1 protein-coding gene and 1 pseudogene are annotated in these 1,330 nt (G+C 78.0%); both read left to right on the top strand.

Features of this window, described 5'->3' with window-relative positions:
* Positions 1-350: pseudogene (locus tag ACFWJ4_RS41620) on the top strand (LLM class flavin-dependent oxidoreductase); the annotation flags it as partial.
* Positions 351-592: 242 nt separating this feature from the next.
* On the top strand, positions 593-1,288 hold the full coding sequence (locus ACFWJ4_RS41625; protein WP_380554695.1) for a phosphatase PAP2 family protein: 696 nt from the start codon (positions 593-595) through the stop codon (positions 1,286-1,288).
* Positions 1,289-1,330: the final 42 nt, after the last annotated feature.

The following is a 1,330-nucleotide window of genomic DNA, read 5'->3' on the forward strand; positions in this document are numbered from 1 at the left end:
GGATCGGCGGGTTCTGGCCGCGCCGCCCGCCGATGCGGCGGGCGGCGCGGTGGGACGGCGCGGTGCCGCTCTTCGAGACGGCCCGGCACGGCCAGGTGCCGGACGTGGCGGAGGTGCGGGATCTGGTCGGCTATGTGCGCAGGCACCGTACGGTCGCGGCCGAGCGCCCCTTCGAGTTCGTGCTCGGCGGCGCCACACCGCCGGACGCGGCCAGGGCCAGGGATGTGATCGGTCCGCTGCACGACGCCGGTGCCACCTGGTGGGACGAGCGCCGGCTCCAGACCGGCCCCGACCTGGACCGGCTGCTCCCGGTACTCCGCCGCGTCGAGGCGGGGCCGCCGGTCCTCTGATCGGCCGTCGAGGGCGTGTCGCGCCGGTCGGTGGGGTTCGCCGGTGGCCCGGCGGGGCAGCGCGGGGCGGTGGCCGGGGCCGTTCAGGACGACCTGGTGAACCGGCGTCGACCGGCCGGGGGCCGCGACGCGCGCGAGGCCGTGGCGGGGGCGCCGGCCGGTGTCGTCGGGCGCGGGCTCGCTACCCTGGCCGCGCGGGGCCGCGTTCCGGTGGCCCGGGCGGTGCTGGCAGGAGGGCTGGGATGGCGGCTGACCGGATGACGGAGCGTCGGCGGTGGGTGGTGGTGCTCGTCGGTGCGTGGTCGGCCTTCGCGGTGGTCGCGGCCGTGGTGGCCGCGCACGGCTGGGCGCCGTTCGCCTTCGAGCAGGCCGCCATCGACTGGTGCGTCGCGCATCGCCCGGAGCTCGCCCGAGCCGTGGCCATGGCCGTCACCTCGCTCGGTACCGGCGTGGTCCCCTACCTCCTCGCCCTGGCCGCGGGCGTCCTCACCGCCGTCGGGACCACCGGCTCGCCGAGGCGCCGGTGGACGACGGTACGGGCGCTGCTCCTGCCCGTGGTGTGGCTGGCGCTGGGGCAACTGCTGCGCCAGGGACTGATGCACGCCTTCGGCCGGCCCCGGCCGCCCGTGACGGACTGGGCGTTCACCGCCTCCGGCTTCGCCTTCCCCTCCGGGCACGCCTTCACGTCCGCCCTCTGCGCCGGCCTGCTCGCGCTCGCCGTCGCCCGTACGCGTCCGGCCGCCACCCGCACGGCCGTCGTCGGCGCCGTGCTGTTCGCGGGCGCCATCGGCCTGAGCCGCATCTACCTCGGCGTGCACTGGCCGCTGGACGTCCTCGCCGGCTGGCTGCTGGCCGTCGGCTGGCTGGCGGCCGGCGCCGCGGGCTCCTCGTACCTGCCGGAGTGCGCGAAGCGGTCCGGCGCGACCAGGACCGCGTAGCCGGACCGCGTAGCCGGACCGCCGGGCCCGCCGCTTCCGTCC

The sequence above is a fragment of the Kitasatospora sp. NPDC127067 genome (assembly GCF_042724755.1).
In the GTDB taxonomy this organism is placed as follows: Bacteria; Actinomycetota; Actinomycetes; order Streptomycetales; family Streptomycetaceae; genus Kitasatospora; species Kitasatospora lactacystinica.

Excerpts from the sequence above, each read along its gene's own strand:
- ACFWJ4_RS41625 (WP_380554695.1), top strand. The coding sequence starts at position 593 with ATGGCGGCTGACCGGATGACGGAGCGTCGGCGGTGGGTGGTGGTGCTC.